This is a genomic window from Haloarcula taiwanensis, assembly GCA_002844335.1.
Classification (GTDB): domain Archaea; phylum Halobacteriota; class Halobacteria; order Halobacteriales; family Haloarculaceae; genus Haloarcula; species Haloarcula taiwanensis.
Genome location: CP019154.1, coordinates 25,962 through 49,968, shown reverse-complemented (window position 1 = coordinate 49,968; position 24,007 = coordinate 25,962). Strand labels below are relative to the sequence as shown.

General features: G+C 63.6%; 20 protein-coding genes and 2 tRNA genes. 7 read left to right on the top strand and 15 right to left on the bottom strand.

Annotated features, from left to right (window positions below):
- Nucleotides 1–2: 2 nt before the first annotated feature.
- Nucleotides 3–3,530 (bottom strand): cell division protein, encoded by a 3,528-nt coding sequence (locus BVU17_00235; GenBank protein ID AUG46030.1) that lies wholly within the window; start codon nt 3,528–3,530, stop codon nt 3–5.
- A 156-nt stretch (nt 3,531–3,686) separates the two neighbouring features.
- On the opposite strand from BVU17_00235, the gene BVU17_00230 reads away from it, so the two are divergent.
- Entirely contained in the window at nt 3,687–4,832 is a 1,146-nt protein-coding gene (locus BVU17_00230; protein ID AUG46029.1) for a BMP family ABC transporter substrate-binding protein, read from the top strand.
- Complete coding sequence (locus BVU17_00225; GenBank protein AUG46028.1) at nt 4,832–7,204, top strand: methyl-accepting chemotaxis protein; 2,373 nt, start codon at nt 4,832–4,834, stop codon at nt 7,202–7,204. Before BVU17_00230 ends, BVU17_00225 begins: the two co-directional genes overlap by 1 nt.
- Before the next feature lie 180 nt (nt 7,205–7,384).
- Here BVU17_00225 and BVU17_00220 read toward each other — a convergent pair.
- The 5 genes from BVU17_00220 to BVU17_00200 all read right to left on the bottom strand — a co-directional run bounded on the left by BVU17_00220 (nt 7,385) and on the right by BVU17_00200 (nt 14,491).
- A tRNA-Pro gene (locus tag BVU17_00220) sits at nt 7,385–7,457 on the bottom strand.
- 55 nt (nt 7,458–7,512) lie between these two features.
- Nucleotides 7,513–9,387, bottom strand: coding sequence for an SLC13 family permease (locus BVU17_00215; protein ID AUG46027.1), 1,875 nt, complete (start codon nt 9,385–9,387; stop codon nt 7,513–7,515).
- Between the two features lie 347 nt (nt 9,388–9,734).
- Nucleotides 9,735–11,717, bottom strand: a complete 1,983-nt coding sequence (locus BVU17_00210; GenBank protein AUG46026.1) for a hypothetical protein — start codon at nt 11,715–11,717, stop codon at nt 9,735–9,737.
- Between the two features lie 79 nt (nt 11,718–11,796).
- On the bottom strand, nt 11,797–13,842 hold the full coding sequence (locus tag BVU17_00205; GenBank protein ID AUG46025.1) for a DEAD/DEAH box helicase: 2,046 nt from the start codon (nt 13,840–13,842) through the stop codon (nt 11,797–11,799).
- Between the two features lie 283 nt (nt 13,843–14,125).
- Nucleotides 14,126–14,491, bottom strand: a complete 366-nt coding sequence (locus BVU17_00200; protein AUG46024.1) for a cupin — start codon at nt 14,489–14,491, stop codon at nt 14,126–14,128.
- A gap of 88 nt (nt 14,492–14,579) precedes the next feature.
- On the opposite strand from BVU17_00200, the gene BVU17_00195 reads away from it, so the two are divergent.
- Nucleotides 14,580–15,785, top strand: a complete 1,206-nt coding sequence (locus BVU17_00195; GenBank protein ID AUG46023.1) for a metalloprotease — start codon at nt 14,580–14,582, stop codon at nt 15,783–15,785.
- Nucleotides 15,786–15,788: 3 nt separating this feature from the next.
- On the opposite strand, the gene BVU17_00190 is transcribed toward BVU17_00195, so the two are convergent.
- The 4 genes from BVU17_00190 to BVU17_00175 all read right to left on the bottom strand — a co-directional run bounded on the left by BVU17_00190 (nt 15,789) and on the right by BVU17_00175 (nt 17,866).
- On the bottom strand, nt 15,789–16,436 hold the full coding sequence (locus BVU17_00190; protein ID AUG46022.1) for a phosphoribosyltransferase: 648 nt from the start codon (nt 16,434–16,436) through the stop codon (nt 15,789–15,791).
- 82 nt (nt 16,437–16,518) lie between these two features.
- Entirely contained in the window at nt 16,519–16,797 is a 279-nt protein-coding gene (locus BVU17_00185) for a hypothetical protein (protein AUG46021.1), read from the bottom strand.
- A 43-nt stretch (nt 16,798–16,840) separates the two neighbouring features.
- Nucleotides 16,841–17,689 carry an HNH endonuclease gene (locus BVU17_00180; protein AUG46020.1) on the bottom strand — a complete coding sequence of 283 codons (849 nt, stop codon included), beginning with the start codon at nt 17,687–17,689 and terminating at the stop codon, nt 16,841–16,843.
- Nucleotides 17,690–17,795: 106 nt separating this feature from the next.
- A tRNA-His gene (locus BVU17_00175) sits at nt 17,796–17,866 on the bottom strand.
- 179 nt (nt 17,867–18,045) lie between these two features.
- Between BVU17_00175 and BVU17_00170 the strand changes: the two genes are divergently transcribed.
- Nucleotides 18,046–18,498 carry a helicase gene (locus tag BVU17_00170; GenBank protein AUG46019.1) on the top strand — a complete coding sequence of 151 codons (453 nt, stop codon included), beginning with the start codon at nt 18,046–18,048 and terminating at the stop codon, nt 18,496–18,498.
- Here the strand turns inward: BVU17_00170 and BVU17_00165 are convergent.
- On the bottom strand, nt 18,490–18,924 hold the full coding sequence (locus BVU17_00165) for a CopG family transcriptional regulator (GenBank protein ID AUG46018.1): 435 nt from the start codon (nt 18,922–18,924) through the stop codon (nt 18,490–18,492). The genes BVU17_00170 and BVU17_00165 overlap by 9 nt on opposite strands.
- A 133-nt stretch (nt 18,925–19,057) precedes the next feature.
- Between BVU17_00165 and BVU17_00160 the strand changes: the two genes are divergently transcribed.
- Nucleotides 19,058–19,486: a bleomycin resistance protein gene (locus tag BVU17_00160; protein ID AUG46017.1), complete on the top strand. Its 429-nt coding sequence runs from the start codon at nt 19,058–19,060 to the stop codon at nt 19,484–19,486.
- Between the two features lie 35 nt (nt 19,487–19,521).
- Here BVU17_00160 and BVU17_00155 read toward each other — a convergent pair whose 3' ends face one another.
- Both BVU17_00155 and BVU17_00150 read right to left on the bottom strand, forming a co-directional pair.
- Complete coding sequence (locus tag BVU17_00155) at nt 19,522–20,136, bottom strand: DNA-binding protein (protein ID AUG46016.1); 615 nt, start codon at nt 20,134–20,136, stop codon at nt 19,522–19,524.
- Nucleotides 20,137–21,081, bottom strand: a complete 945-nt coding sequence (locus tag BVU17_00150) for a replication factor A (GenBank protein ID AUG46015.1) — start codon at nt 21,079–21,081, stop codon at nt 20,137–20,139.
- Nucleotides 21,082–21,258: 177 nt separating this feature from the next.
- Between BVU17_00150 and BVU17_00145 the strand changes: the two genes are divergently transcribed.
- Nucleotides 21,259–21,543, top strand: a complete 285-nt coding sequence (locus BVU17_00145) for a hypothetical protein (protein ID AUG46014.1) — start codon at nt 21,259–21,261, stop codon at nt 21,541–21,543.
- Between the two features lie 82 nt (nt 21,544–21,625).
- On the top strand, nt 21,626–22,618 hold the full coding sequence (locus BVU17_00140) for a mannose-1-phosphate guanyltransferase (GenBank protein ID AUG46013.1): 993 nt from the start codon (nt 21,626–21,628) through the stop codon (nt 22,616–22,618).
- A 21-nt stretch (nt 22,619–22,639) separates the two neighbouring features.
- On the opposite strand, the gene BVU17_00135 is transcribed toward BVU17_00140, so the two are convergent.
- Both BVU17_00135 and BVU17_00130 read right to left on the bottom strand, forming a co-directional pair.
- On the bottom strand, nt 22,640–23,422 hold the full coding sequence (locus BVU17_00135) for an oxidoreductase (GenBank protein ID AUG46012.1): 783 nt from the start codon (nt 23,420–23,422) through the stop codon (nt 22,640–22,642).
- Between the two features lie 62 nt (nt 23,423–23,484).
- A complete protein-coding gene (locus BVU17_00130; protein AUG46011.1) occupies nt 23,485–23,937 on the bottom strand; it encodes a deoxyribonuclease in 453 nt (150 codons plus the stop codon).
- Nucleotides 23,938–24,007 lie beyond the last annotated feature (70 nt).

Genomic DNA, 24,007 nt, shown 5'->3' with positions numbered 1-24,007 from the left:
ATTCAGGTCGTCCGGAGATGGTCCGTCCGGGGCTCGTACACCTCGCCCTTCTGTTTCAGCTTGTCAATCTCGTGTTCGGCCTTGGACTCGTCGATGCCGACCTCCTCCGCGCGCTCGATGACCACGTCAGCGGGTGCGCCCTCGTCGTACTCGTCCTCGATGTCGGAGATGATGCCCTTGATGTTCTGGATGCGGTCGCGCTGGGTCTTGGACTGGCCTGTCTCGACCACATCGGCGTCGAACTCGCCGGTTTCGGGGTCGACCCCGATTTCTTTCAGGCAGTAGTGGGCGATGTCGACGGCCCGGTCGGCGTCGGCCTCGTCGACGGTGTCCGACAGCCGAATCCGGGCGGACGCCTCGGCAAGCCGGACCAGCGCCTCCAGTTTCCGGGCGGTGACCGGGACCGGCGCGTCTTCGTCCTGGCCCTTGAGCCGCAGGTCGACGTAGAAGTCCTCGATTCGCGATTTCGCATCCTCAGTCATCGTCGGGAAGCAGTTGCGCTTCGCGTAGGCAACGTACTTCCGGAGGAGATCTGGTTCGATGGTCGGTGCGACCTCCTCGGTGACCGTGTCGACCTCTTCCTCGCTGAAATTCGAGGTCGGATTCTGCGTCCGGTGGGTGTTGAGTTCGCCGGCGTAGTTGGTCTGGATGATGTGTTCGGCGAGGTTCCGGTCGGCCTCCTCGTCGGGCTTGTCGGTGACGGTGAAGATGAGGTCGAACCGGGAGATAAGCGCCGGTTCGAGGTCTATCTGCTCGCCGATTGGTTCGTACTGGTCGAAGCGGCCGTACTTCGGGTTGGCCGCGCCCAGCAGCGAACAGCGGGACTTGAGCGTCGCGTTGATGCCGGCCTTCGAGACGCTGATTCGCTGCTGTTCCAGCGCCTCGTGCATCGCCGACCGGTCCTCCGGCGTCATCTTGTCCAGTTCGTCAATGGCAGCGATACCCTGGTCGGCGAGCACGAGTGCGCCCGCTTCAAGCGTCCACTGCTGGCCGTCGCCGAAGTCGTCGCGCACGGCCGCGGCGGTCAGCCCCGCGCTCGACGACCCCTTCCCGGAGGTGTAGACAGAGCGGGGCGCGATATTCTCGATATATGATAACATCTGGGAGTTGTGCGAGACAACCCCGTTAGTGAGGTAATTGTGCGTGCCCTCGATTTCGAGGTCGTAGACCCACTCTTCGTCGTGGTCGATGGGTTCTATCGATTCGATTCGGTCCCACGCGACGTCTCCTTCGACGAGTGCAGTGAGTGCATCCAGGTCTTGACGGAGTGAGCCGGTTCCGCCCCCGTCGCTGGCCGCAACGTCACCGGACGGAGGCTCGTGACTCATCTCAGCTAACCGCGTCTCGAACGCATCGAGAACCGATTCGAGACTGTCACGACTCGGGTTTCTGCGCCCCCGTTCGTAGTGTTGATACGTCGACCGTGGAAGGCCACATTCGGACTGCGTCAGTCCAAGCGTCTCCCGGATGCGACGGAGTTCCGGACCCAGAGCAGGGACGGTATCCAGGTTCGTATCTCCGCGGGTGCCCTCGAATTTCTGGCAGGCCTCAGTCTTTCGCTCCGTAACGAATCCGATGGTTTCCGCGTACTCGTGGACGGACTGCCCGGAGATGCGGAGCCGGTAACTTCCGTTGTTTCGGGATTGGAGTTGCGCCGTGATTCCCTGTGTCACGAGGAGTGTCCGGACATCTTCCAGCAGCGGTTTACTCATCGAAGCAACGGTAATTTCCCGTTGTGACTTCGAGACGTGGCCCTCCCCTTCGATATATCCCCGAAGGAATCCGGAGCCGACGTCGTCGCTAGCCCGCATGATAGCTCGCGGAACGCGTCTGTCCGCCGACGACGCGAGCAGCGTCTCGTCCAGAGATGCGAGGAAGCTCACGAACTCACCGGCCGAACACAGCAGTTCGCGGGCAGCCTTCCCGTCGTGGGAGTCGCGTTCCGTGACGTTGAGATTGAGCGACTCTAGAACGGATTTCGCGTCATCGAGCACTTCGGAGTCGTTGTTCGTTATCGAAACGAAGCCGGTGTTGTCCGGGCGCTGTTCGACGTACCCTTCGGCGACGATGTATCCGATGAGCCGGGCCAGTTCGGGAGTCCACGTCGCCGGCAGGTCGAGGTCGACCCTGTTGTTCGCCTGTGATTTTCGGAACGTGACGTCCAGTTCGTCGCAGGCGGCTGTAGAGAGGGTCCGAGGGACTGCGATGTGAGTCCCGGTCTCCAAGTCCTCGGCTTTCCTGGCCTGGAACCGACCGGCGGATTGGACAAACAGTGGATGGGACGGAGTGACGTCGAGTTCGTGCCCAGTCGCGGTCCGTATCCGATACAGGGAGTCCGGTGCTTCGCGTTTCCAGACCTTTGTCGCTCGCTGGGCGGCTATCGTTCCGTCGGACTGGAGTGACGGGACATCGAAATCAGCGGTGTCCCACACCCCGTCGTCGACCGGTTTGGGGTCGTCCAAGTTCGATTCGACGAGCTCCCGTATCGGGCGTTCGTGACCGTCTGCGAGTGTCACTCTGGTATCACCGTGAACGCATTTCCCCGTCCCAGGGTCACCTATCAGCAACATATGGAGGTCCCCGCGTATACGCGAGCCGTCAGGAAGCTCCTTGGTCACGCCCGAGAAGAGCTGGAGCATCATCGCGAGCTTCTCCTTCTCGTAGCCGTAGATGGAGGGGGCGATAGCGCCGACCATCTTGTCGTAGATGTCGGATTCGTTGGAGAGTTCGACGATTTCCTTCTTGTCGGCGTCGGTGATCTCCATATCCTCGAACTGCTCGTCCTCGATTTCGACGCTGATACCCTCCATGTAGATGTCGAACATCGGGGACTTCTCGTTGTCCGATCCCCGCTGGTCGAGTTTGAGGACACCGGTCACGCGGACGTGGTCGCCCGCGGTGACGTGGCCCGTGATGTCGTCCTCAATGTTGACATCGATAGACTGGGGCGTCTCGCCGCCGCGGAGTCCTTCGGGGGACTCCTGGACGCGGAGCTTCTGGGCGTCGATAAACTGAGACTGGTCGGTGTTGAGCCGGAACGGCCCCTGTCGCTCACAGCCCTGACACTCGTGGGGCTCCTGAAAGTCACCGGCAGCCTGTGGGATGCGCGTGAGTGTGCCACAGCGCTGGCACTCGAATGCGGCCTCGATAACCTTCGGCCGCACGTCGGTCGCCTTCCGAATGATGCCCTGGACGGCGACGAGGTTGCCGTGGTGTTCGTGGCGCAGGTCCCGGATGTCCTCCGACTCGGGGAGGTTCCGGACGCGGACGTGAGCTTGGCCAAGCGAGACGTCGACCGGGAGGTCGTACAGTCGAAGGGCCTCCTCGGCGTACTCCTGAATCTGCTCTGGCTTGGTCCGGTAGTCGTCCGCCAGGTCCGGATCGAAGCGATAGAGGTCGTCCCAGTCGATATACAGCGATTTCTGGTCGTTCGGGTATTTCTGGGCGAGCTCACCGATTTCGTTGCGGTAGTAGTTGCGGTAGAACTCCTCGAAGCGGTCGATGAGTTCGGTGTTCTCGGCGGTCGCCATCTGAGTGGACAGTGGTTATGCCCACTGGCCTAAGAAGGTTCGCAAACCGGGGTGGAACTGAACCGCGGCTGTACGGGGGTGGTATTAGTATCACTGTCGAGAATTGGGACCAGTAGTTTTTGCTGGTATACCTGATTCACTCAGAGTAGAATAACCGTGCGTAAACAAAAAATCACAAGGCGTCGGCTCCTCGCCAGCGGAAGCGCGGCCGCGACCGCAACGCTCGCCGGCTGTGCAGGCCGCTTCGGGGATTTCGGAGGGAGCGGAGACGAGGACACCGGCGACAGCCAGCAAGCGACGGAAAGCGACATCGACGTGAGCGATGCGGCGGCGACTGTCGGAATGGTGTACGCACTGGGCGGGCTGGATGACCGCTCGTTCAACGATGCGGCGAACCGCGGCATTCAGCGCGCGCGGCTCGATGACGGGGTCGAGTACACGAACCACGAGCCAACCAGTGTCGCCGGATTCGCCGAAGTACAGGCTGAGCTGGCGAGTTCGACAAACCCGTCATACGACCTGATCTGTTGTATCGGCTTTCTGCAGGCTGAGGGGCTATCTGAGACTGCAACGGAGTACACGGACCAGCAGTTCATGATCGTCGACTCTGTCGTAGAGGCCGACAACGTGGCGAGTTACGTGTTCCGCGAACACGAGGGATCGTTCCAGGCCGGGAACCTCGCTGGGCTGCTCACGACCAGAGATATCGACCTCGGGGCAGGCTCGACGAACCCGGACGAGACGACCGTCGGATTCGTCGGCGGCCTCGACCAGCCCCTCATCCACAAGTTCGAGGCCGGCTTCAGAGCCGGCGTCGAGTACGCCAACACGGACGTCGATGTCCTCACGGAGTATCTCGGGAATTTCGACGACGTGCAGGGCGCCCGCGACATCGCAGCCGGGATGTACGATGATGGGGCGGATATTGTCTACCACGCAGCGGGTGGTGCAGGTGTTGGCATCTTCCAGGCCGCACAGGCCCACGGCCGGTACGCAATCGGAGTGGACTCAGACCAGTCTCGCAGTAACCCCCGGTACGCTGATGTCGTGCTGGCGAGCATGGTCAAGCGGGTGAACGTCGCAGTCTACGACGCGGCGACGGCGACGGTCGCGGACAGCCTCCCCGCTGGTGAGGTCGTCTCTCTCGGGCTAGATAGTGACGGGGTCGGCATTGTCTATGGCACTTCCCTCGAGCCGGCGATTCCCGATGACGTCAGGACGGCACTGTCGACATCACGGGAGCAGATCGCCGCCGGCGACATCGTCGTCCCCACTGAGCGCTCCAGCACGGGTGGTGCCTGATGGCGAGCGGTCCGCTCGATGAGCTGGCGAGCGCACTTGATCGGGTCGCCCCCGAGTTCGTCCGGCAGCGGTTCGCTGCGAAGTTCGCTGTCGCGTTCCTCGCCGTGTTGCTCGTCATCGCGGGCGCTGGGGCGTTCACCTTCCAGGCGACATCCACAGCAGTCGAACGCCAGACGACCGGACAGCTCGCCGAGACCAGCCAGCTAGAGGGGGACGCTATCGGCTCGTGGGTCGAGCAGCAGCGCACGCACACACGCTCCGTCTCGCAGGGCGAGCCACTCCGGAGCGACCGACGCGCCGCGGCGTACATCCTTCTGCAGGACCAGCTACTGCCCGATGATGTTGTCAGTATGCACCTCGTGAATGATACTCGTGGCGAGGTGGTCGCCAGCACGGAACTCCCGCTGGAGGGGCGGTCGCTGTCCGAACTTGACGCGCCGTGGACGAACGCCGAAGTGCCGGAAGGGCCTGGGAACAACAGTCAGGTGTGGTCGAGTAGTCGGTCGTACCGCTCACCGGTCCTCAACGACGAGCCCGTGATGGCGTTCGCTAGCTCGGTCCCGAAGCGTGACGGCTCGCATCTCGTCGTCGTCACGCGCATCCAGAGCCAGGTCGACCGCCTCAGCGATACGAACTCCACGAAAGAAACCACGATTCTGAACACCAACGACGAGACGGTACTGAACATCGACCGCGAGTTCGATGCCGACACCCACAGTGAGAGCCTCGCAGCGATCCGCGACGCAAACGGTACGGCAACACCGGTGACAGCAGTTTCCGATGGTCGCGTGTACGCGTTCGCACCCGTCCCGACGACGAACTGGGTCACGGTGACGAGCCTGGACACGGCGCAGGCGTTCAGTGTCCGTGATACGGTCGGGCAGACGGTCGGACTGCTTGTCCTGCTGGCGCTCGTTTCGTTGTCGGCTGTCGGCCTCGTGCTCGGGAAACGGACTGTCGACCCACTGAAGCAGTTGCGGGACCGTGCCGAGCGCATCGAGGCCGGCGACTTCGATGTCGACCTCGAGACGAACCGCGCCGACGAAATCGGTCGCCTCTACGGTACCTTCGACGATATGCGGCTCTCACTCCAGAACCGTATTCAAGAAGCGGAGGACGCAGTCGAGGAGGCGAAGACGGCGCGAGCAGAAGCCGAAGAACTGCGTACGGAAGCGGAGGACGCACGGGCAGAGGCAGAGGAAGCCAGCCAGCGCCTCCAGGAGCGCGCTGCCGAGTACAGCGCGGTGATGCAGGACATCGCCGACGGTGACCTCACGAAGCGACTCGACGAGGACGCAGAGGAGACAGCGATGCGAGAAGTCGCGGTGGAGTTCAACGCAATGCTCGACGGGCTCGAAGCCACCGTCAGCGAGGTCGCGGCGTTCGCCGACGAAGTCGCGGATGCCACGATTGAGGTCGCGACTGGGGCCGAGGAAATCGAGACGACGAGCCAGACGGTCAGCGACCGCATACAGGAGATCACAGACGGAGCCATCAGACAGCACGACGACCTTGAGGAGGCCGCCGCCGAGATGGACGAGCTATCGGCGAGCATCGAGGAGGTCGCAGCGTCGTCGACGACGGTTGCAGAGACGGCCAGGGACGCCGTCGACCGTGGCGAAACCGGCCGGGAAGCCGCTGAGTCGGCCATCGACGACATGGCGGAAATCGAGTCCCGGTCGGCAGACGCGGTCGACCAGATTCTCGATCTGCAGGAGCGTATGGACGACATCGGCGAGATTGTCGACTTCATCACAGATATCGCCGAACAGACGAATATGCTCGCCCTGAACGCCAACATCGAGGCCGCCCGCGCCGACAAGGACGGCGAGGGGTTCGCTGTTGTTGCTGACGAGGTCAAGAGCCTCGCGGAGGAGACAAAGCAGGCGGCAGCAGAGATAGAAGCCGAAATCGCGGCCGTACAGACGGAAACCGACGAGACTGTCACCGACATCCGCGCGACCAGCGACCACATTGACACCGGTGTCGAGACTGTCCGTGAGGCTGCCGATGCGATCGAGGATACCGTCGACGCGATAGAGAACGCCAACGACGGTATTCAGGAGATCGCGGACGCCACAGAGGACCAGGCCGACGCGACGCAGAGCGTCGTCCACCGCGTCGACGGGGTATCCGAGATCAGCCAGAACGTGACGGAGGACGCAGAGCAGGTCTCGGCGGCCGCCGAAGAGCAGTCCGCGTCCGTCGCCGAAATCGCCCAGAGCGCGGATGAACTCCGCGACCGTGCCGACTCGCTGGCCCGGACCGTCGATCAGTTCGACACCAGCGGCAGAGCGGTCGAGCGCGGCGATACCGCCGGTGTCGGCGGGGAGCGCACCACGCGTTCGGCTCCCGACAGGGCTGACGACTGACGCGACGTGCCCTCGCGGCGGGCTCTTTTCACCGTGTTGTTCGGAAAGTCGTTGCTGGACAACGGTAAGGACCGGCCACGAAGACGGGTGAGAGCAGCGACGACAGCAGGCGACTGGCAGTACAGACCGCTAGAGAGGAGCGGGAAAAGCGACAGAACGGTCGCATTCGGAATCCAGCTATGGGATCGCCCAGATTTGAACTAGGGGCGCGGGCACCCAAGGCCCGAAGGTTACCAAGCTACCCCACGATCCCGTACTACCACCTCGACTCGACAGCGTGTAAAGCGTTTCGTTGCGAGGCGGCCGTGTCACGCGGGAGCGAGGCCCCAGAAGTACGCGATGCCGAGCGTCGTCGCGACGGCGAAGACGGCCTGGAGCGGCGCACCGACCTTCAGATAGTCGGCGAATCGGTACCCACCAGGACCGTAGACGAGGAGGTTCGTCTGGTAGCCGACCGGCGTCATGAACGCCGTCGAGGCGGCGAAGGTGACGGCGAGGACGAAGGCGAAGGCGTTGGCGTTCAGTTGCCGGGCGGTTTCGATGGCGACTGGGATCATCAAAACGACGGAGGCGTTGTTCGAGATGATGTTCGTCAGGAGCGCCGTGACGAGGTACATGAGGCCGAGGACGACCGCGAGGCCGCCACCGGCGGTGAGGACACTGCCGGCCCCCATGACGAACAGCTCCGCAAGCAGGTCAGCGCCGCCGGTCTCCTGCAGGGCGATTCCCAGCGGAATGACACCGGCAAGCAGGAAGATGACGTCCCACTGAACGGCGTCGTACAGCTCGGGCGGGCGGAGACAGCCGGTGAGGACCATCGCGAGCGCCCCGCCGAGCGCCGAGATGACGATGTGAATCGGCGTCAGGGCCGCGACACCCACAACGGCGGCGACGATGCCGACCGCGACGGGAATCTTCGACTGGCGGAAGTCCGGTCGTTCGACTTCCTGGGCGACGATGAAGTCGTTATTGCGGTTGAGGCGGTCGATGCTGTCTGGGGTGGCCTGCACCAGCAGCGTATCGCCGATGCGGAGTGTGACGTGGTCCATTCGCTGGCGGTACAGCTCCTGTCCGTGGCGAAGCGCCAGCACAGTCGCGTCGTAGCGCTGGCGGAAGCTCGTGGAGACGAGCGTCTCGCCGATGAGCGAGGAGCCGGGAGCGACGACGACCTCGACGAGATTCTTTCGCTCGGTCGCGGTTTCCAGTTCCGCGTCGTCAACCTCAACCTCGGGAATTACGTCCAGCCCCTCGACGTCGAGGAGGTCGACAAGTGTGTCCCGGTCCGTCCGAACGGCAAAGACGTCGCCGGCCTGGATCGCTTTCTGTCCGAACGGTTCGAGGAACGTGCGCTTCTCACGGACCAGTTGGACGATATCCACGTCGAACTCCGAGACTCTGAGCGCCTCCTCGACAGTCTGGCCGATGAGCGGGGAGTCTTCGCGGACGACAACTTCGGTCAGGTACTCACCCATCTCGAACTCCCGGGTGAGGTCCTCTTCGGCCGGGATACGCGACGGGACCAGATAGCGCCCGACAGTGAGCAGATAGATCGTCCCGATGATAGTCACGATAATGCCGAGCTGGGTGAACTCGAACATACTGAACGGACGGCCGATCAGTTCCGCCGAGAGCTGCGAGGCGAGGATGTTCGTCGAGGTGCCGATGAGCGTCAACATCCCGCCGAACATCGAGGCGTAGGACAGCGGCAGCAGTAGTTTCGACGGCGAGAGCTTGCCCTTGTGCGCGATATCGGTCACCATCGGCAGGAGGATGGCGACGGCAGCGGTGTTGTTGATGAACCCGGAGATAGGCGCGACCAGCCCGACGGTCGCACCGAGCTGTTTCGTTTCGCTGTCCCCGGTCAGGGAGGCGATTTTCGCGCCGAGGATCTGGACGATTCCGGTCCGCTGGACGCCGTCGGAGAGAATGAACATCGCCAGCACAGTTATCGTCGCCGTCGAGGCAAAACCCGAAAGCCCGCGATCCAGCGGCGATAGCCCGTCGCCCGGCTGATGTAACACGTACACCGGCTCGGCGAGCAGCCCGATATCGGCCGCGAGTACCGTCACCGGTTCGGCCAGCATCAGCGCCACCATGACGGCGATAGCGGTCACGTCGACTGGCAGCGCCTCCGTCGCAAACAGCACCAGCGCGGCGACGATGGTCGCGAACACGAACAACATCCCCGGCGTGACAGGTGGCAGCGACACGTCTGTCCCCTGCGGGGCCAGTGACAAAAGGATGGGTCGTTTGCGAGTCGGGCGTCCGCTGGCACCCTGACCCGGCGGCCGACGTTTATCCCTGTCCGGGTCGAACAGTATCCCAATGGGAATTTTCAACGATCTCGGTCGAAAAGTCGAGGAGCTGAAACAGGAGGTCGGAAACGCGTCCGACGACGAAGCCACCCACCGGTGTATAGAGTGTGAGACGCTGCTTTACGCGGACCACGACGAGTGCCCCGACTGTGGGAGCACGTCGGTCATGGCCCTGAGCGAATAGCTACGACGAGGTGGACGCGCCGGGAACGGGCTCACCGAACCGGTCCGTCGCGGCCGAGGTCGTCGAGCAAAGCGTCGTAGCTCCGGCCGAACACGGCCCGTTTTCTGAGCGAGGTTATCGCCACCTCGAAGACGGGAACGGCGAACTGTCCGTCCGGTCCGCCGACGACGACCGCCGCTTCGTGGTCCGTCTCGTCAGTCCAGTCGCCATCGAGATGTCGGACGAGTACCTCGCCGAAGTAGCCGCCGAGTTCCCGGACGACGCTGGTAAATGCGCGGTCGTCGAACGACGCATCGCTCCCGAACGTCGTCTCGGCGAAGCGCTCGTTGTCCCACTCTGTGTCGACCAGGTCATCGAGGCGTGACAGCGAGGCCGGGGAGAAATCGAGGTCGTGCTCGCCCCAGAACTCGGCGAACTCGACAGCGGTGTCAGCGTGGCCCGCGCGGACCGTGCCGGGATCCCACGAGCGGGCCGTCGAGCCAGCGGAGCCGTCCTGTAACGGTGTAGTCGCAGTGGCACCAGACGCCTCAGCGTCCGCAACAGAGTCCGATGCATCGGGACTGTCATCGGATGATGTCCCGGCGTCGGATTCCGCAACAGCTACCGGCTCGTCATCGACCGCCGCGGTGTTGTCGATGGCTGCAAGTGACTCGTCAGCCGTCGTTTCGGAAGCCGCCTCTGCGTCTGGAGCATCGCCTGACGACGCATCCGGCGAGCTATCGCGAGTCGGTTCGTCGTCCGTCGATGCGTCGGCCGGTCCGTCAGCGACTGTGTCCGTCGCTGCGTCGTCAACGGGTGTGTCAGTTGCCGACCCCACGGGCGCGGTGTCACCGGTTCCAGCATCGTCGCGGGAGTCGATAGGCGAGCCTGCTGGCGGTGTCTCGGTCGTCGGTGCGTCGTCCGAGGGGCCCGCTGTAGCACTATCGAACGAGGACTCTGCTTCGTCGATATATGCGGCCGCCTCGTCGGCCGCGGCCGAATCAGCGAGCTCATCGGTAGCTGTTTCGGCGGTAGCAGGCGTGTCAGTGGCCGACGGCCGGTCACTCGGAACGGCGGTCGATTCCGCTTCGGTGGTTTCAGCGGTCGACGGCTCGCTACCGGCATCGTCTGACGCTGAATCGGTCGGGTCGGGGTTCGCGTCTCCAGCGATGTCGGTAGCCGTGCCATCAGCTTCGTTGGCCGGTGGTGCCTCGTTCGCTGGTTCGTCAGCAACGTCACCGACGACAGGTGTAGGGTCAGTGTCGTCCGACCCGTCACCCGTCTCCGCGTCGGCGTCGACCCGACGAACGACTCGGGTCGGCTCCGTTTCGACAGCCTGCGACGGCGCAGAAGCAGCGGTATCGCCGGCAGTTGTCTCACCTTGCTCGTCTGCCGCCGTCGGTTCGGGAGGTGCGTCGCGCTCGTCCGCCTGTCCATCGTCGACGCGGCTAACGATCCGCGTCGGCTCGGAAGCGCCGCTGTCGGTATCGGTTTCGTCCGTCTCCGGGACTGCAGGTCCGGCGTTCTGGACACTATCCAGTGCCAGTTCGGACTCCAGACGCGTCACGACGGCCGCAAACACCGGCTCGTTGCCGAACGAGCGAGCGGCCACGTCGAACACCGCGACGCCCACCTCGTCGTCCGGCCCGGAAACGGCGACGCCCCACCGGCCGTCGGACTGGACCCACTCACCGTCGTATGCTCGCACGAGGAGTTCGCCGAGATAGCTCCCGAACCGTACCGTGTTCTCGGTGTAGGTCGTCGTCCCCGCGGCGCCACCGACGGTCTCGCCGCCGTAGCTCTCCTCGATGGCTGTATCGAGACGGGCGAGCGCATCGGGGTCGAACGTCAGCGGGTCCGCGCCGTCAACGACGCGCTCGGCGTACTTCCGGAACGCCGTCGGGTCAAGCGTCGCCGTGTCCAGACGGTCCGGCCCATCGTCGGACGAGGAGTCACCTCCAGCCGTCCGTTCGTCCCCGCCGGTCGACGAGGTATCGCCACCGACGGTGCGACGGATCGTATCGAACAGGCCCATGGACACCGGAAGTACGTGCCGCTACAAGAATGTACGCCGAAAGGATATTCGGCCGACAGGTCTGCGGGGCGAAAGCGATTCAGTGCTCGTCGCGCAGTTCCATGTCGGCGACGATTTCGTAAGGATGCTGTCCCTTCCGGATGCCGTCGAGCAACTGGAACGCCTCGTCGGGCGCGAGGAAGTGCCGGGTCACAGCCCGGCCGAGCGGCGTCGGTGAGAGGCCGTCGATGAACTCGTATTCGAGCAGTTTCCCCAGTGCGTGTTTCGTCGGCACCTCGCCGACCATCCGGTCGTTGAGCCGCTTGGCCTGCTTGCCGGCAACGGTGACGTTCGCCAGCGTCTCCTCGACGGCCGCGCCCTCGTCGTAGCGGGTGATGACCGGCTCCATCTCGCCTTTCAGGAGTTTGAACGCCACTTCATCCTCGGTCATCTCCATGCTGTTGTGGTACGAGCAGTCCGGTTCGACCAGCATGTAGACGGTCCCCTTGTCGTGGTAGTCCGGGCGGCCCGCACGGCCGAGCATCTGGCTGAACTCCTGGACGGTGAGCCACTCGATACCCATCGCCAGCGAGTCGAAGATGACCTGCGAGGCCGGGAAGTCCACCCCAGCGGCCAGCGCCGCCGTCGTCACGACCGCCGCGAGGTCCTGGTCGGCGAACTGCCGCTCGACGCGCTGGCGCTTCCGGTTGTCCAGTCCGGCGTGGTACGGCGCTGAGCTGTACTCCAGTTTCCGTGAGATCTGGTGACAGCGCCGCCGGGAGTTGGTGAAAATGATAGTCTGACCGCGATAGCCCTTGCTGGACTTATTATCGAACGCCCGCTTGACCAGCTTCTTTTCCGTCTCAATCTTCTCGCGGCCGTCGGCGAACGTGACGTGGCGCTCGATGGGGACCGGCCGCTCCTCGAACTCGATGAGCGTCGCTCGGAGTTGGTCGGCCAGCTGGCCGGGGTTGCCGACCGTCGCCGAGAGGTAAATCCACTGCGTGTCGCCGCTGTCGGGCGCGCCGCCGGACTCGCAGTAGTATTTGAGTCTGGAAATCAGGCCGTCGAGCCGGTGGCCCCGCTCGTCCTCGCCGAGCGTGTGGACCTCGTCGATGACGACGGTGCCGACAGTGCCGAGATTCTTGCCAGTCCGGAGCGCGTGGTCGATTCCCTCGTAGGTCCCGACGATGACATCAGCTTCGGGGTCGAAGCGTCCGCCCTCGTCGGCGATACGGCTGGCACCCACGCGCAGCGACACGTCGACCATGTCGCCGTAGCGGTCCTGGAACTGCTCGTATTTCTGGTTCGCGAGCGCGACCAGCGGGACGAGAAACAGCATCTTGCCCTTGCCGTTGAGGACGCGGTCGATGCCGGCCATCTCGCCGATGAGCGTCTTCCCCGTCGCCGTCGCGCTCACGACCAGCTGGTCGCGGCCCTCCGTGGCCCCGTGCTCGACGGCGAGGCTCTGGACCGGGAGCAGGGTGTCGAACCGGGATTCGAGGTGTGCTTGCATACCCGGGTGGAGGTCCAGCGAGTCGACGCGGACGGGGTCGACCTCGTCGACGGTCGCCGAAATCTCGTCGAACTTCGTCAGGTCCGGGTCCAGTTGGCCCGACAGGAGGTTCGTCACCCGGTCGAGATCCTGGACTTCCAGTAGCAGTTCTTCGAGGCGGTCGCGCGCGTCGCCGCTGATGCTCCCTTTGAACGCGAGTTCGCGGTCGAGTTGCTGACGAGCGCACTCCGGACAGATGGTCTCGTCGTCGGCTTCGATGGCCGTCTCGCTCGTGATCGGCGAGTAGCGCCCGTCGGAGGCACACAGCCGGCAGCTCCGGACGACCTTGGCCTCGATCTGGTACGCGTCGAGCATCTCGCGGATGCGCTCGCGGGCGAGCGGGGTAGTCTGCTCGGAGATGCGAATGCGGGCCGCACGACGGGCGATCTCGACGAACTGGTCGGGGGAGCGAAGCTCCTCGCTGGTCCCGTCCTTGATCCGAAGTCGGCGTGGGCGGGGGCCGGCGTCGGTCTCCTTGAGTTCGAGGATGCCGTGGAAGAGCCGGTCGCCGTCCCGCTGGGCGACGACGCGGAACTCCTCGCCGTGTTCGTGGAGGAACAGCGTCTCTACCTGTGCGGCCTGCTGTGACACAGTTGTCTAGTGGCGATTGCGCTACTTGAGCGGTTCGGACTAGGTGTGGGCGGGACGAATCACGCGGCTACGGTTTCGAACAGCCAGAACGCCCCGAGCCGCTGGACTACTGCGACTCGCTGCGCTCCTCGGTCGTTGCACTCCCTGCGGTGTTTAGGTCGTCTCGAACGCCCAGCGGTTCGCCCCTTTCGCTCCCACCCGGCCTGGATTGGGTAGTCGGCTCTGTGTTGGGCGCTCTGGTGCTCAGCTGTTGCTACGCCCGTGGAGATGCACATGCTAGCAGTCACTCCTGCAGTTTGATTTCGTCGTCGCCGGCGGGAACCGCACAGAGGAACGCACCCGGTTCGTCACCGTCGTTGCGGTACCAGTGGACAGCGCCGGCGGGGATATGGAGGCTGTCGCCGGCTTCGACGTCGTACTCTTCGCCCTCGATACCGACGGTGTACCGGCCAGCAAGGACGTACTGCTCGTGTTCGACCTCGTTGGTGTGTTCCGGTACACTGCCGCCGGGGGCGAGCGTGAAGCGCCGAATTGCGAGATTGCCACCGCCGGTCCCCTCGCCGATGAGAACGCCTTTTTTTAGCCCGTCAGCTGCGTCGACACCCTCGTACTCGATGTCCTCGGCCCGCCGAATCAGTGGGTCGCTCATGTGTGAGACATCGCGGGTGCAGCGCAAAGGCGTGGCGGCGGGAGTCCCGCCAAGGGGGCTTAAGACCGTCCCGCGTCAACTCCTCGATATGCGCCGGTTTCGTATCGGAAGCGCGTTCGGAATCCCGATCCAGTTGGACCTGACATTTCTCCTCGTACTACCGCTGTTCGCCTGGATTATCGGGACACAGGTAGAGCAGACGACCGAGCTCCTGAACGGGACCTTGAACGCCGGGCTGGACGCCGCCGTCCTCACCGACGGTGCACTCGTCTGGGTGCTCGGCATCGGTGCGGCCGTCGGCCTGTTCGCCGGCGTCGTCCTCCACGAACTCGGCCACTCGCTCGTGGCCATCCGCTATGGCTTTCCCATCGACTCCATCACGCTCTGGCTGTTCGGCGGCATCGCCCAGCTCAGCGAGATGCCCGAAGACTGGAAACAGGAACTGGTCATCGCCATCGCCGGTCCTATCGTCAGTATCGCCGTCGGCGCTGTCTGTTACGTCGCGTTCCAGATTCTCCCGAGCGGCGTGGGGACCATCGTCGAATCAGCCCGGTTTATTCTCGGCTATCTCGCGCTGATGAACATCGCGCTGGCGGCGTTCAACATGCTCCCGGGGTTCCCGATGGACGGCGGCCGCGTCCTGCGTGCGCTGCTCGCCCGCCGACGGTCCTACGCCAGAGCCACAACCATCGCCGCCGAGGTCGGGAAGGTGTTCGCCATCTTCCTCGGCCTGTTTGGCATCTTCGTCCTCGGAAACATCTTCCTCGCCGGCCTAGCCTTCTTCATCTACATCGGCGCGGCGGGCGAGTCCCGCCAGACCTCGATGCGGGCCGCGTTCGAGGGCGTCACCGTCGCGGACGTGATGACGCCGGCGGACCACGTAACGACGGTCCCCGAAGACATGTCCGTCCGGGAGCTCATCCAGACAATGTTCAGGGAGCGCCACACCGGCTATCCGGTCGAGCGCGGCGGCGAGGTCATCGGCCTTGTCACGCTCGAAGACGCCCGCGCCGTTCAGGAAGTCGAGCGCGATGCCTACACCGTCGGCGACGTGATGACGACGGAAATCATCACGATTAGCTCGGACACCGACGTGATGGACGCGTTGACCTCGCTCCAACAGAACTCCGTCGGTCGCCTGCTGGTCACTGGCGAAGACGACTCCTTCGAAGGGCTGCTCACCCGATCCGACATTATGACGGCACTCTCCATCATCAAATCGAGCAGCGACTACACCGCCATCGGCGAGCCGGAAACCGAAACCGTCCAACCCGAATCCAGAATAGAGCGGTAGCGGTCACTCGGCGGCGAGATACGACATCGCCGCCTCGTCGGAGACCTGCTCGAACTGCTCGTAGTACTGGCCGACAGCGCGGAACTCCGACGGTACCTCCAGACAGATCACCTCGTCGACCAGCGCTTTGAGGTCCGATATCGCCCGTGGCGAGGCGACCGGCACCGCGAGGACGAGGCGCTCGGGGTCAGCCTGTCGAATCTGCTCGATGCAGGCCCGGGCCGTCGCGCCCGTCGCCACGCCGTCGTCGACGAGACACACCCGCTTGCCGGTAAGTGACAGCGATGACTTCGAGTCACGGTAGCGCTGGGCTTTCTGCCGGGCGGTTTCGGCCATCTCCGATCGCGTGTTTGCAACGTAGTCACTGGGAATCTCTCGTCGGTTGATGACATCGCTGTTGAGCCAGACCGAGCCGTCGGCGGCGACAGCGCCGATAGCGTACTCGGGGTTGTTCGGTGCGCCGATCTTTTTTGCGACCGAAATATCCAGTGGCACATCGAGCGCGTCAGCGACTGGATGCCCCACCGGCAGCCCACCGCGCGGGATAGCGAGGACGATGTCGACTTCGATATCCCGCTCGCGCAACGCCTCTCCAAGCCGGTTTCCAGCCGCCTGCCTGTTCGCGAACGTCGGAGAGCGGTTGCGTCCCATACTGGTTAGTTCGCTGTCTTGATGCAAATATTTCTGCATTCTGGTGGTCAGCTGGAACCCTCGCGCCAGCCGGAGGACACCGTTACTCGGTGTCCAGCGCCGCGGCGACCGCTTCGAGTTCCCCCTTCCGGAAAGGCTGCTCTGCGTCCGCAGGGTTGTCATCCTCCTGCTCTCCGATTTGCCAGAGGATTCCCGCCCGCATCTGTGGTTTCGATGGCAGTCGGTCCGTATCTACGTCGTATCCGACAGCCTCGCAGATCGCCGCCAGCGCTTCCTTGGTGAACGCAGTCGAGACCGGCCGTTCGTACCGCCCGACAGCCTCGCGGATCTCGTTCCGCAGTTCGTCGACAGTCGGTGACATACGGGTACTGGCGGCGGGACCGATTGTGTAGGTTCCGGTCCAATTACACCGTCGTGCCGCCTGCGACAGGGGTATCCATTCGAGGGATACTGGCCCGCCAGCGCAACTTCGCCCGCGAGACATGGTCGAACTCCGCTCGGCGATGGCAGCCCGGACACAGCGAAATGACGTTGTCCAGCATGTGTGCGTCCCGAACGGCGAGCGCCCGCATTGCGGCGAACAACCGAACCGGCACGATGTGGTGCACGTCCGGGTTCCGGCCCAGTTCGTCGGCATCAGTCCCATACAGTACGCAAGCGTGGTCGTCCCGCGCCAGGGCTTGCTCGCGCACCGCCCGCCATCCCGGTCCGTATTCGCCCACGCCACCGCCGCGCCAGTTCGGATGCCCGTCACCGGTGAACGCCGCCGAAAGCCACTCCCCGTGGCAGTCACGGCTGCAGAGGACGACTTCACTCTGAATCTGACTCGGATATCGCTCAATGCGGGCGTCGCAAACGTCACAGGAGACCGATAGTTTGCCACCGGACCACGAGTGGTGTGCAGCTCCAGAAATTTGTGGCGGGTCGCGCCACGCCGCGTTCTCGACACAGTCAGAGCAGTACACCCCATCTTTCTCCGACGGGTAATACTCGAACTTCGCGCCACAGACCTCGCACTTCGTCTGCTCTGTCGCATCCGAAAAGTTCGGATTAGCTTTTCCTTCGTACGATACGGCGGCATCGTGGCAGTGCTCCGAACAGTAGGCTCGGGCGGACTCACAGTAGAAGGAGTCTCCACAATGGTTGCACTCTCTATTCGGTAGCCGTTCGTCGTGGACGCGGCTATGATGCACTCCAAGACCACGTCGACTATCGAATACCCGACCACATGTCGGACAGTCGAACTCTTTCACAGGGCAGACAAGAACGTAGTAGATAGTAAATATGAGCCGAGTAGGGTGAAAATAAAACTAAACGTACCGATGTCCTCGGTTCAAGACATATAAGAAAATTTATACAGTCCGGGTGCGGGAATTGAACCCACGTCTCAGCCACCACAAGGCTGAAGGATACCACTACCCCAACCCGGACACGCTCGCTGAAGCATTCGTAGATATTCCGCTGGAACAGAAATACGTTACGAATCTGGAAACCAGTGAGTCGTGAGAGCGCATGACAGCGGTTGCACATCGGTTCGGAGTGGGTTTCGACTAGGTCACCGGCTGCTTCGAGACGCTTTTACACAGCCGACGCGTACAGAGGGGCACGCGTGGCCATCACGGACAAAATCTACGTCAAGAACCACCAGCAGCTTGCCTCCCAGCTAGAGACGAGCTTCCCAAAGGGCGCGTTCAAGGGTGCGACGCTGGACATCCTGTTTCAGGGCGAGGGGTTGGCAAAGCTCGACGAAGCCTCCAGAGAGCGAGTCCTCGATTTCGCTGAAGACTTTCTGGACTGTGACTGTGAGGCCAACCCCCACTGTGGCTGTGCCGAGCGGAAGTTTATTTCGTACCTGCTGGAACTCCGCGAACAGGGAATGGGACCGGACGCCATCGTCGACGTGATGAGCGACGACTACATGCTGTATGCCTATCCGGGTGACGTGCTCTCCTTCCTCGATAACTCCGTCAGAACGTTAGAAGCCGTGGAAACCCTGGCCGACGTCGACGGGCGAGACGACGTGGCCGAAGACGTACAACAGAAACGCCAGCGGTTACTCTAAGTCGTCGAAACTGCCGATGCGATAGGAGGCGTCCTCTTCCTCGCCCTGGTCAAGGTCTTCGAGGTGGATGACCTCGTCCTGATCCATTTCGTCGAGTTGCTGCCGGAGCTTGGTGACGTAGCGCTTGTGTTCTTCCAGTTGTTCGCGGAGGTGCTCGGCTTCGAGTTCGAGTCGTTCGTGCTCGCGGACGAAGCTCTTGGGTACTTCGACCTTCGGGGGGAAGCTCTCGGTGCTGGTCTCGGTTGCGTCGTCCTCGAACTCGTGTTCCGGCGCGACCTTCACCTGGCCGTCGTGGGAGACGAGCGTGTCGACGTAGTCACGAAAAACTGCAGAGAGCGAGATATCGCGCTCCTCGGCGATTTCGCGGAGGGTTTCGAATTTGTCCTCGCTGACGCGAAAGGAGATTGTCTTGTTTTTGTTACCCATAGTTATGTACTGTTTTAGCAGCAACGTATTTAATCGTTTGTCAGACGCTACCGGACCCGCACCTCGGTAGCCGTCTCCGGCAACAGTCGAACCGCCGTGATTTAACAGCCGGCCGACCTCGGTATCGGCAGAGATGGCGACAGATATCGACGCAACCGGCCACCACTTCGGCATCATCGTCAGCGACCTGGACCGCGCCGTTGAGTTCTACCGCGACGCGCTCGGACTCGACGTACTGACCCGCTTTTCGGTCGGTGACGAGGCGTTTGGAACCGCTGTCGACATCGAGGGGGCCAGCGCCGAACTGGTCCACCTCGACGCCGGCAGCGTCCGTCTGGAACTGGCGACATACGAGCCGGAGGGTGGGGCAATGCCCGACCCCGACCTCAATCGTCCGGGAGCGACCCATCCCGGGCTGGAGGTCGACGACCTCGACGCCGTCGCCGACCGCTTGCCCGACGATGTCGAGACGCTCAGCGGCCCCCAGACGACCGAGAGCGGGACGACGATCATGTTCGTCGTCGACCCCGAAGGGAACCGAATCGAGCTACTGGAGCCGTAACGCCAGTCGCAAAGAAACCGCCGACAGCGTCGAGGTTAGTCCGCGCTGGCTTCGGCCTGCTCGTCCTGTAGGCTCTCCAGCGCGCCGACAACGGACTGCCGATAGTTCTCGATTGAGAGCTGCTCGTACTCCTCGTCAGCCATTGCGATGTACTCGTCGGTGGCCGGATCTTCCATGTCGGCCTCGTTGTACCGCTTGACCCTATCGAGGGTTCGCTCGGCCGTCTCCACGACCCAGCGGTCCCGTGTCGCCTCGTCAACCTCGGAGATGGATTCTGGGCGAATCGAGACGTTGACTTCGCCCTCGTCGGTCTCGTAGGTGCGTGGTTTGCCGACGACGGCGACGTAGGCTGGCGGCTCCAGTTCGCGCAGCATCGACGCTGCGTCGGGCTGGTACTGCCCGGCGTACATGAAGAACGTGTCGCCGTTGGGGTCGACGACCCGTCCCTGCCAGTACTCGCTGTCCTCGCCGACATCCTCAGTCTCGGTGAGGGTCCCGACCAGGAACACGCGGTTGGCGCGCTGCCCGGTCGGGAGGAGGACGTACACCGGCGCGCGGTCGTCGTCGGATTCCTTGAACGTGTAGCTCGCGTCGTTGAACTCGCGTGCGAAGACGCGCCGTGCGACCTCGCGGGTGGGTGTACTCGCCATTTAGATCGACCTCGCTTTGATAAGAATCTCGTCTGCATCCACAGCCCCGGTCAGTCGCTCCTGCTCGTCGGCGAGCAAGTAGCGGCCAAAGGTCGGACCGCGAACGCGGTAGTACCGGCCGAGGATTTTCTGTCGCATCTCGTCAGCAACGACTGTGGTGTCGAGCGCGTCCATCGCCATCTCTTTCGCCTCTTCGAGGGCGATGCCGGTCAGTTCCTCGGTCGCTTCCTCGTCGAAGATGACCTCGGTGACCTCCTCGCCGTCGTCGAGGACGCCCTTGATGCGGAGGTCGAACTCGCCTTCGACCTCGCCGTGTTCGCTACAGCGGCCGTTCTGGAGGACGCGCGTGCAGTCGTCCTCCGGACAGCGTTTGATGAGCCCGGAGCCGGACTGGATGTCGACCAGTGCGCCTTCGGCCTCGACGCTGTCGTCGCCGACCTCGATCTCCTCGTCGAGTTCCTCGATAGTGGTCGTCCGGTTGAGCTTCACGGAGAAGCGCCCCTGGTACTCGTCGGTGACGACGTTGCGCAGGGCGTAGGACTTCCCTTCCTCCAGGGAAGGCAGGTCGGACTTCGACCACTTCGTAAACTTAATCGTGCCCGTCTCGTCTCCCAGCAGGCCGACCTGGGCCACGGCGTCGGCGCGTGGCTCCCAGAGTTCGACGACCGTCGCGCGAACGTCGACCCACTCCTCGGGGGCGTCGACATCGGCGACGTTCACCTGCTCGTTGCCGCCACCGTCGCCGCTGCCCAGCTGGTCGCGGTCCATGCCGGCCTCGTCGAGGTACGTGTTGACGACGCTCCGGCGGGCCTCGCTGATCGGGACCTGATAATCGTTGACCAGCGTATCGAGACGCTCGACGACGTCGTCGACATCAATCTCTAGCTGGTCGGAAAACTGCTCGTGTATCTCTGTCGCGTGGGTTCGCAAATCTGACTCAGTCATTGGCTGTCACTGTCTCCGCCTGGTTTTCGTTGGGAGACGTTCGATGGTTGGTCGCCTTTGGTTATAAACACTCGCCCAGCGGAGTGAAAGTGAAACTGCGTGCGAATGTCGCGGCCCCGAATTGAGTTGTGAGGGCCACGCGAGAAGATTGATTTGTGGCCGGGCACAACGGTCAGTATGGCCGACGACGACCGACTCGCACGGTTCATCCGGGAGACCTTGCGGTCGGCCGAGCAGCAACTTTCCGACGCGAAGAAGGCCTACAAGAACGGCAAGCGGTCGGCGGAGGCCGGCCTGCCCAGAGACGAGGAAGGGCGGGCCCGAATCGTCTGTCGCCGGCACGCCGAGTACCGCGCGGTGTCGATGGACGAGCAGCGACGGCCAGTCTGCTACGACGCGGAGAACCCAGACTGTCAGGGCTGTGTCGAGGATATCAGGGGCGGCACCATAGAGACGTGGTAAGTCGCTGACGGCAGTGGCTTCGGCCGGTCCTCCCCTCGGTCGCCAGTACAACACTTTAGCACCGGCCGGCTGAACGCGGAGTATGGAGCGACCAATCGTCGCGCTCGTTCTGGCCGGCGGGACCGGCACACGTCTGTATCCGGCGAGTCGAAGCGACCGGCCCAAACAGTTTCTCTCCTTTGGGGCGGACAAGTCACTACTCACCGAGACTGTCAACCGTGTGGGGTTCGCCGACGAAACCTACGTGCTGACCCGGGAGTCATTCGCCGATGGGGTCCGAGAACGTGTCCCGAATACGGCAGTGTTGACCGAGCCGGACCCCAAAGATACCGGGCCGGCCCTTGTGTACGCAGCCCACCGAATCCGCGAACGGGTCGGCGACTGTGTCCTGTTGTGTCTGCCCAGCGACCACCGGATTTCGGGGCCGTTCGAGCGGGTCGGGCGGACGGCCGCGCGAGTCGCAGTGGAAACGGAGGGGATCGTCACCGTCGGCATCGAACCGGACCGGCCGGCGACCGGTTACGGCTACATCAAGCCGGGCCCGTCAGAGAACGGCTTTGCGCCGGTCGAAACATTCCACGAGAAACCTGACCGGGAGACCGCGACGGAGTACGTCCGGGAGGGATTCTACTGGAACGCCGGGCTGTTCGCGTGGACGCCGACGACCCTCCTGTCGGCGGCAGCGTCCTCGCCGCTTGCACCGATGGTCGAACGGCTGGACGAGGACGCCGATGCGGCGTTCGACATCGTCGATCCGGTGAGCATCGACTACGCTGTCCTCGAAGACGCCGAGAACGTCTTCGTCGTTCCAGCGGCGCTTGACTGGGACGACCTGGGGTCGTGGGACGCTTTCGAACGCGTCCTCGACAGTCAGGACCGGAACGCGGTGCTCGGCGACGCGGTGACCATCGACGCCGACGGGAACGTGCTAGCAAGCGACGGCCACGTCAGCGCCGTCGGCGTCGAAGACCTCGTGGTAGCTTCTTTCGACGACCGGACATTGGTCGTTCCGAAAGACGAGGCCCAGCGAGTCAGGGAAGTGGTCGCCAAACTGCGGGACGATGAGCGGTTCTGACTGGACCGCTGGTCGGGACCGTCAGCTCCGCATCGCGCCGCCGTCGACCGGGAGCGCCGTCCCGGTGACGTACGACGAGCGGGCCGACGAGAGGAACGCCACCACGTCGCCGAGTTCCTCCGCCTGGCCGACGCGTTCGAGCGGCGCGTCCGACCACGATTCGATGCCCTCCTCGTAAGATTCGTACTCGCCGCGCTCGACGGCGGCCTCAACCAGTTCCTCGATACGGGGCGTCTCGTGTGCCCCGGGGAGGACGGCGTTCACGCGAACCTCGGGTGCGAGCTCACGGGCCTGGGTCTTCATCAGGCCGATGACGGCCCGGCGGACGGCGTTCGACAGCACCAGGTCGTCGATGACTTCCCGGACCGAGCGGGACGTGATGTTGACGATGGTGCCGGCCTCGGAGTCACTGAGGTACGGGTAGGCGGCCCGGGTGGTCCAGACGGCGCTCATCACCAGCAGGTCGTAGGCGCTGTACCACTCGCGCTCGGTCGTCTCCATGAACGGGCCGGGGGCCGGGCCGCCCGCGCTGGTGACGACGTGGTCGAGGCCGCCGAAGGTGTCGACGGTCTCCTCGACGAGCGCCGCTATCTGATCGGGGTCGGTGATGTCAGCTTCGACGGCCAGCACGTCGCCGTCACCGACTGATTCGAGCCGCCCCCGTGCTTCGTCGACGTGGTCCGGCGTCCGACCACAGACAGCCACATCGGCTCCCTCAGCGGCGAGCGCTTCGGCGCTCGCAAGTCCGAGCCCGCTCGTCGCGGCGGTACACAGCGCTGCGTTGCCATCGAGTTCAAGGTCCATACCCAGAGGAAGGGCTGACTGGCTCAAAGAAGTCCCGCTCGCAAACGGTTCGGCTGACTGGCCTAGCTGCCCCAGAAGTTGTCCCGGCTTCCGAGACGGCGGCCGTCATCGTCGGGGTCGTCGTCCGTCTCGTCAGTCTCGGCGTCGCTCTCACCGGACTCAGCTTCGGACGGCGCTTCGTCCATCTCTAGGCGCTCGATTTCCTCGGCCCGGGCGTGGTTCGAGTGGACGTTCGTCACCTTGACCAGCGAACGGGCCGGGGGGAGCACGCCGTCAACCATGATGATGAAGCCGTCCTCGGTCCGCCCGACACCGGCCCCGCTCTCGTGGATGTCCTCGACGTCGACGGTGACCTCCTCGCCCATCTTGACCGGCTGGCTCTTGAGTTCCGAGATCGGCTGGTTGTAGTGATTGCACCACTCTGCACCGCCGCGGTCGCCGTAGTGGGTACAGCCCATCCCCTGGATTCGTTCGGTGAATTTGGGACAGTCGTCTGCGAGCGGACAGTCGGCCATATCAGGGGATAACGCGGCCGCTGGCAAAACGCTTGCGACCCCGTGTCCGAGGTACACAGCCTGTTATTAC

Bases quoted from the DNA above. Each gene is read 5' to 3' on its own strand.
- BVU17_00140 (AUG46013.1), top strand. From the start codon at position 21,626: ATGGAGCGACCAATCGTCGCGCTCGTTCTGGCCGGCGGGACCGGCACA.
- BVU17_00155 (AUG46016.1), bottom strand. From the start codon at position 20,136: ATGGCGAGTACACCCACCCGCGAGGTCGCACGGCGCGTCTTCGCACGC.
- BVU17_00145 (AUG46014.1), top strand. From the start codon at position 21,259: ATGGCCGACGACGACCGACTCGCACGGTTCATCCGGGAGACCTTGCGG.
- BVU17_00195 (AUG46023.1), top strand. From the start codon at position 14,580: ATGCGCCGGTTTCGTATCGGAAGCGCGTTCGGAATCCCGATCCAGTTG.
- BVU17_00200 (AUG46024.1), bottom strand. From the start codon at position 14,491: ATGAGCGACCCACTGATTCGGCGGGCCGAGGACATCGAGTACGAGGGT.
- BVU17_00130 (AUG46011.1), bottom strand. From the start codon at position 23,937: ATGGCCGACTGTCCGCTCGCAGACGACTGTCCCAAATTCACCGAACGA.
- BVU17_00210 (AUG46026.1), bottom strand. From the start codon at position 11,717: ATGGGCCTGTTCGATACGATCCGTCGCACCGTCGGTGGCGATACCTCG.
- BVU17_00235 (AUG46030.1), bottom strand. From the start codon at position 3,530: ATGGCGACCGCCGAGAACACCGAACTCATCGACCGCTTCGAGGAGTTC.
- BVU17_00150 (AUG46015.1), bottom strand. From the start codon at position 21,081: ATGACTGAGTCAGATTTGCGAACCCACGCGACAGAGATACACGAGCAG.
- BVU17_00190 (AUG46022.1), bottom strand. From the start codon at position 16,436: ATGGGACGCAACCGCTCTCCGACGTTCGCGAACAGGCAGGCGGCTGGA.
- BVU17_00160 (AUG46017.1), top strand. From the start codon at position 19,058: ATGGCGACAGATATCGACGCAACCGGCCACCACTTCGGCATCATCGTC.
- BVU17_00135 (AUG46012.1), bottom strand. From the start codon at position 23,422: ATGGACCTTGAACTCGATGGCAACGCAGCGCTGTGTACCGCCGCGACG.
- BVU17_00165 (AUG46018.1), bottom strand. From the start codon at position 18,924: ATGGGTAACAAAAACAAGACAATCTCCTTTCGCGTCAGCGAGGACAAA.
- BVU17_00185 (AUG46021.1), bottom strand. From the start codon at position 16,797: ATGTCACCGACTGTCGACGAACTGCGGAACGAGATCCGCGAGGCTGTC.
- BVU17_00215 (AUG46027.1), bottom strand. From the start codon at position 9,387: ATGTTGTTCGTGTTCGCGACCATCGTCGCCGCGCTGGTGCTGTTTGCG.
- BVU17_00225 (AUG46028.1), top strand. From the start codon at position 4,832: ATGGCGAGCGGTCCGCTCGATGAGCTGGCGAGCGCACTTGATCGGGTC.